Source organism: Streptomyces sp. NPDC002793 (genome assembly GCF_040295485.1).
Classification (GTDB): Bacteria; Actinomycetota; Actinomycetes; order Streptomycetales; family Streptomycetaceae; genus Streptomyces.
In genome coordinates, this window is the sequence record NZ_JBEOVL010000100.1 from 1 (window position 1) to 6,482 (window position 6,482).

At 70.4% G+C, this 6,482-nt stretch carries 6 protein-coding genes; all 6 read left to right on the forward strand.

From position 1 onward, the window contains the following. Positions 1-329 (forward strand): phosphopantetheine-binding protein (locus ABT001_RS35510; protein WP_351285784.1); only part of this gene is annotated, 329 nt, incomplete at its 5' end. 2 nt (positions 330-331) lie between these two features. After that, entirely contained in the window at positions 332-2,461 is a 2,130-nt protein-coding gene (locus ABT001_RS35515; protein ID WP_351285786.1) for a SidA/IucD/PvdA family monooxygenase, read from the forward strand. 100 nt (positions 2,462-2,561) lie between these two features. Further along, positions 2,562-3,602, forward strand: a complete 1,041-nt coding sequence (locus tag ABT001_RS35520) for a ketoacyl-ACP synthase III family protein (RefSeq protein WP_351285787.1) — start codon at positions 2,562-2,564, stop codon at positions 3,600-3,602. Continuing rightward, complete coding sequence (locus ABT001_RS35525; RefSeq protein ID WP_351285789.1) at positions 3,581-5,521, forward strand: HAD-IIIC family phosphatase; 1,941 nt, start codon at positions 3,581-3,583, stop codon at positions 5,519-5,521. Before ABT001_RS35520 ends, ABT001_RS35525 begins: the two co-directional genes overlap by 22 nt. Next, the gene (locus tag ABT001_RS35530) at positions 5,514-5,771 is read left to right on the forward strand and encodes an acyl carrier protein (RefSeq protein ID WP_351285791.1); all 258 of its coding nucleotides are present in this window, start codon (positions 5,514-5,516) and stop codon (positions 5,769-5,771) included. Before ABT001_RS35525 ends, ABT001_RS35530 begins: the two co-directional genes overlap by 8 nt. A 27-nt stretch (positions 5,772-5,798) precedes the next feature. Then, entirely contained in the window at positions 5,799-6,227 is a 429-nt protein-coding gene (locus tag ABT001_RS35535) for a VOC family protein (protein WP_351285793.1), read from the forward strand. Positions 6,228-6,482 lie beyond the last annotated feature (255 nt).

The window sequence follows — 6,482 nt, forward strand, 5'->3', positions numbered from 1 at the left end:
ATGCTCTGCCTCGTACGCCGAACGGGAAGGTGGACCGGGCGGCTCTGCCGCGGCCGGAGGTGGGTGGGCCGGTGGAGGAGTACGCGGCTCCGTCGTCTCCGGCCGAGGAGGTTCTGGCCGGTATCTGGCAGGAGGTGCTGCATCTGGACCGTGTCGGTGTGCACGACAACTTCTTCGACCTCGGCGGTCACTCCCTCCTCGTCACCCAACTCGTCGCCCGCATGAGGGACGAGATGGGTGTCGAGGTTCCGCCGCAGATGTTCTTCGAGGACCCCACTGTGGCGGCCATCGCGGCGTTCACCGAGACCCGGACCATAGGAGTGCTGTGAGCATGCCAATCAAGACAGGTGCTGTTTCCCCCTGTGCGAACGGCCGGCCGGCCGCCGAAACCGTCTCCGGGCCCGCCCGCGGAACCGGCCCGGCCGATCCCTACGACCTGATCGGTGTGGGCTTCGGGCCCTCCAACCTGGCCCTGGCGATCGCCGCCGAGGAGATCGACCCCGGACGGAGCTGCCTCTTCCTGGAACGCAACACCGGCGTCCGCTGGCACCCGGGCATGCTGCTCGAAGGCGCCAGGATGCAGATCTCCTACCTCAAGGACCTGGTCTCGCTGCGGAACCTGTCCAGTCCTTACACCTTTCTCTCCTACCTCAAGGCCAAGGGCAGGCTCGAGAAGTTCATCAACGTCGGCGTGAACAGGCCGACCCGCCTCGAGTACCAGGACTATCTGAGCTGGGTCGCCGATCACTTCCGCCAGGTGGTGAGGTACGAGTCCGAGGTCGTCGAGGTGGTCCCGGTGGCGGGCCCCGGCTCGGAGACACTGGACCTGCTCGACGTCCGGGTGCGTGACGTGCGGACCGGTGAGCTCCACCACTTCTACGCCCGCAACGTCGTCCACGCGGGGGGCGGCACTCCTCGCCGCGGAGCGCCGGGACAGATATGCGACGCGCCGTCGGTCATCCACTCCAGCGCGTTCCTGGGCACCTTTCCCGAACGGTTCCCGGACCACGACGCGGCCCTCGACCTGGGGGTGGTGGGCGACGGCCAGAGCGCCGCCGAGATCGCCGCCCATATGCTCAGGACCTACCCGAAGGCGCGGGTCCATCTCTTCGTCCCCGGTTATGCGCTGCGGGCCACCGACAACAACCCCTTCGCGAACGAGCAGTTCTACCGGCACAACTCCGAGGAGTTCTACGCCGCCGAGGCCCGCCGGCGGGACACGTTCAGGGCCCAACTGCGCAACACCAACTACGGTGCCGTGGAAGCGGGTTACCTCGACGAGCTCTACGACATCACCTACGCCGACGAGGTCCGGGGCACCCCACGGCTCGTGGTGCACCGCTCCTCGGACGTCACCCGTGTCGTCGAGGACGACGGGCGGCTGAGTGTCGAGGTGCGAGACCGGACGGACGGCCCCGACCGGACGGCGGTCTGCGACGGCCTCGTGCTCGCCACCGGCTACACCCGCGAGCTGGCCCCCGCCGTGTTCGGTGAACTCCTCCCTCTGCTCCGGCGCGACGACTCGGGTGGACTGGTCGTCTCGTCCGACTGCCGGGTGCACACCGACGAGCGGTTCACCGCCGGCTTCTACGTCCAGGGGTACGCGGAGTCCGCGTACGGCATCGGTGACACGCTGCTGTCGCTGCTGCCCTTCAGGTCCCAGCAGATCTTCGACGACATCCGCGGCCGGCTGCCCGCCGGACGCCCGGCGGACCTCACGGAGCCCGGCCCCTACCCGCCGAGCCTCTACGTGGAGAAGAACCTGGACCGGATCCGGTCAGTGATGGAGCGGTTCAACTTCGCCACGGTCATCTCCGCCGACCGGGACGCACGCGTCCTGGTGACCCATGTCCCACTGGTGGTCGAACGCGACCGGGGCGGGCAGTACGGCATGCTCATCGGCCACCTCGACCGGTCCAATCCGCAGGTGGAACTCCTGCGCGACCGCCCGGTCACCATCGTCTTCCACGGACCCAACTCCTACCTCTCGCCGGATGTGCTGAAGGCGGACAAGCTGCCCACCTGGAACTCGATGGCGGTCCACGCCCGCGGCCGCGCCAGGCTGTTCTCCGGCCGGGACGAGCTGATGCGCGTCTTCAACGGTCTGTGCGCACAGGCAGAAGGGGAGACCGCCGCCTACTGGCTGCACCCCGACGACGAGCGGATCGACCGACTGCGCGACCAGGTCGTCGGCTTCGAGGTCGACGTCCACGAACTGACCGGCAGGTTCAAGCTGTCGCAGGACCTCGACGAGGCCGACCGCGAACTGGCCGCCGCCGACATGGCGCGCGGTGCGAGCGCGGAACTGCAGGCCTTCATCACGCGGACCTTCGACGTGACACCGCGGTCCGGCACCGACGACCCCCTGGACGGGGCGGGCACCGGCTGCCACCTGATGGGCGGCGCCCGGACCGACGGGAGCGAGCCCGTCGCCGAGAGCGAGAGGGAAGGCGCGCGGTGACCGGCCGCTGACCTGAATCGGGTGATGCCCACGGCCACGGACCGGTCCGACAGGGGACGGACGGGGACCGGGGCGACAACTAGGAAGGAGACCGAGTCCCATGCGGTGGAACGGAATCTATGTCAATGCCTGCGCGGCCGTGCTCGGCCGCAGGGAGCAGACCGTGGACGCGGTGGCAGAGGGCCGCTACGACGGCGACGAGGCCGCCGCGGACGGCTTCCTGTCCATCAGCGTCATCGACGAGGGGCCTGCGGTGGAGCTCGCCGTGAAGGCCGGCGGTCTGGTGATGGACCGGAGCACGGCGGCCGACGACATCGCCCTGGTCGTCCACTCCAGCTGCAACTACCAGGGCCTCGACCACTTCGCCCCGGCCTCCTACGTCCAGGGCCGCACCGTCGGCGGCACCGCCGCCGCGATCGAGGTCAAGCAGTACTCCAACGGAGGGCTGGCCGCCGTGGAGGTCGCGGCGGCCTACCTCGCCAACTGCTCCGACACCTCGGCCGCGTTGCTCACCACCAGCGACGTCTTCGCTCTGCCCGCCTTCGACCGGTACCGCTCCGACAAGGGAGTCGTGTTCGGCGACGGCGGCACCGGCCTGGTGCTGTCCCGGGCCGGCGGGGTGGCCCGGCTCCTGTCGACAGCCGTGATCAGCGACGGCACCTACGGCGCCGTCTACCTCGGCAACCGTCCCTTCGAGGAGGAGGCTCCCGGGGACGGGGCCGTCGACCTGAGGTCCCGGCGTGACGACTACCTCGTCGACAACGGTGAGCTCCTGCTCAAGATCGTCCAGTCGCTCACCGAACGGCAGCAGGAGAGCGTCTCCGTCGCGCTCGCCGACGCCGGACTGCAAGCGGGGGACATCGACCGCTGGGTGCTCACCAATGTCGGCCGTACCCTGGACGACGTCGACTTCCGGGAGATGTTCGGGATAGACGAGGAGAAGACCACCTGGGAGTGGGGCCGCAGGGTCGGCCACATCGGCGCCGCCGACCAGATCGCCGGCCTCACCCACCTCCTGGAGACGGGGGAGGTCGGTCCGGGCGACCGGGTCGCCCTGTGCGGCATCGGAATGGGATTCACCTACGCCTGCGCCCTGGTCGAGATCCTGGAGAGCCCCCAGTGGCCGGCCGGCGCGGTATGACCGGCTCCGGCCCGCTCCGGCCCGCTCCGGCCGACGATCTGCTCGAACGCGTCGAAGCCCTGCTCCGGGCCCCGGAGGCGACCGACTCGGACCTCGGGGACCGGCTCACCCGGACCGTCGACCCGTTGCTGCTCTGCGAGGCGGGCCTCCTGCTGGAAGGCGTCACCGCGGCGCGGGTCTCCCGCGCCGCGTCGCGCCGCACGTCACCCCTGCGTGTCGCCGTCGCCGCCACCTTCACCGCCGACGGAGTGGTGCCGCTCCTGCGGACCGCGCTGCTGGCCTCCGGCCTCGATGCCGAGATCCACCTCTGCCCCTACGACCGGCTCGGCGACCAGCTCACCGACCCGGCTTCCGCTCTGGCGGCCTTCCGGCCCGAGGTGACACTCTGCCTCCTGGACTCCGGCTCACTGCTCCCCGCCGACTGGGACCCGTCCGATCCGGACGGGGTACGCGAAGTCCTCCTCGCAGGGGCTGCCGCCGCCGGCACGGCAGCGGCAGGCTTCGCGGAGCGCACCGGTTCCGCCGTCCTGCTGCACACCGTGCCGTTGCCCCGCCCCGACCGGGACAGTGTGATCGGTTACCGCTCCAGGGCCGCGCTCGGCCGGACATGGCGCGACGCCAACACCCTGCTGCTGCGGGCGGGCGAGGAACACGCCGGGGTGTACGCCTTCGACCTGGAGGCGGCGCTCGCCGACGTCCCGGGACCGCTGCGTGACGAACGGCGTTACCGATTCGGCCGGATGGCGTGGACGCCGCACGTCGAACTCGTCTTCGCCCGGGAGGCGGCGGCCTTCGCCCGCGCCGTCACCGGCCTCGGCCGCAAGGTCCTCGTGCTCGATCTGGACAACACCCTGTGGGGAGGAGTCGTCGGCGACGACGGCCCGGCCGGCATCGAACTGGGCACCATGTACCCGGGGGACTGCTACACCGACCTCCAGCGCCGGGCCCTCGCCCTGCGGCGCCAGGGGGTGCTGCTCGCCGTGTGCAGCAAGAACGACGCCGGCCTGGTGCACACGGTTCTGGCCGGCCATCCGGACATGGTGCTGCGGCCGGACGACTTCGTCGCCGTGCTGGCCGACTGGCAGCCCAAGGACACCCGCATCGCCGCCCTGGCCGAGGAACTCTCCCTGGGGCTGGACGCGTTCGTTTTCGCCGACGACAGCGCCTTCGAGTGCGGCCTCGTCCGGCGCTCGCTGCCCCAGGTGGACGTCGTGCATCTGGAGGGTGACCCCGCGGGCCACTCCTCGGAGGTCCTCGCCCCGGCCCGCTTCGCCCAGTTGGACAGCACCGCCACCGACACCGAGCGCACCACCCTCTACCGGAGGCGGCGTGCGAGACACCGGTTCGGTGCCGCTCAGGGCTCGGTCGAGGAGTACCTCATGGGCCTGGACATCCAGGTCCTGGTGGGCCCGGCGGACGAGTTCACCCTGCCACGTCTCGTCCAGCTGGAGGGCCGCACCAACCAGTTCAACATGACCGGCACGGCCCACGGGGAGGCGCGCACCCGCAGGATGGCCGGCTCGGCCGACCACTCCGTGCTCACCGTGGAGGTGACCGACCGCTTCGGTGCCGAAGGTGTGGTCGGCGGAGTGTGGCTGGACCGCGGTCCCGAACGCTGGAAGGTGCGGAACATGGTCCTGAGCTGCCGGGTCCTCTCCCGGGGTGTCGAACGGGCCGTGCTCCAATACGTCGCCGACCGAGCCAGGGCGGAGGGAGCCACCCTGCTGGAAGCGGACTTCACCCCGACAGGACGCAACGGCCAGGCGGCGCTCCTCTACCCCGAGGCGGGTCTCTCCTGTCGAGAGCGGGACCCCGTCGGAAACGGCCCCAGGTGCTACCTGGCACGGCTCGACGAGCTCCCGCCCCTGACCCCTGACTGGATCGCCCTCACTCCCAAGGAGACTCTCGATCATGTCTGACGTGATGACCACTCTGCCCGGCCTCGTATCCCGCGTCAGCCGGCACCCGGCGGACAAGATCACCGCCGACTCGCGTTTCGTGGGGCTCGGCCGCTGGGGCAGCCTGGTGGCCGTGCGTCTGCTCGCCAACATCGAGCAGACCTACGGAGTCCGGCTCGACCTGCGCCGCTACATGAAGATCGAGACGGTCGGGGAGCTGGCAGCCGAGATCACCCGGCACCTCGCCGCCAGGGCCACCCCCGCCGGATGACCGCCGTCGCAGACGAGGAGCCCGGCCATGATCATAGGGATCGACCACGTCGGGCTCGTCACCGCCGACCCCGCCAGGGCCGGCGCCCAGCTCGCGGCGCTCGGCCTGGCCAGGACCGATCACGGCACCGCCGCCGCCTACCGGGTCGACTGCGAGTTCTGGGGTCTGCCGGGACTCCCCTTGGGTACGGAGATCGAGCTGGTCTCCCCGGCCGGCCCCGGCTCCGCTGTCGACGGGCGCCTCGACCAGCAGGGGCCGGGCCTCTACCACCTCGCCCTCGTCGTGGACGACCTTGGCCACGAGATGGGCAGGCTGCGCGACCAAGGTCTCCTGGCGCTCGACGCCGAACCCTGCCGCGGGGCCCGGCCCGGCATGAGCGTGGCCTTCATGTACCTGCCGGAGCCTACGGAACTCCTGGTCGAACTCGTCCACTACGAGCGGTTCCCGGCCCGCTAAAGGGCTGTCCCGCACTTCCCGGCGGGCGCCCGACGACAGCTACGGCACCTCGCCGCGTTGTCGGAACATCCCCATACATCCAGTATGCGGACGTCCCTCCGCCTTGCGATGCACCGCATCTGACTCCGCGCGCTGATCCACCGGGAATTGCGGGACCCCTTAGCTTGATCTTTAACCTGTGCGGCGTGGGCGTGGGGTCGTTGACTTCTTTGTTCGTCGCTTTGCGGGGCCGGGTTTGCCGACGGTGTGCACGTC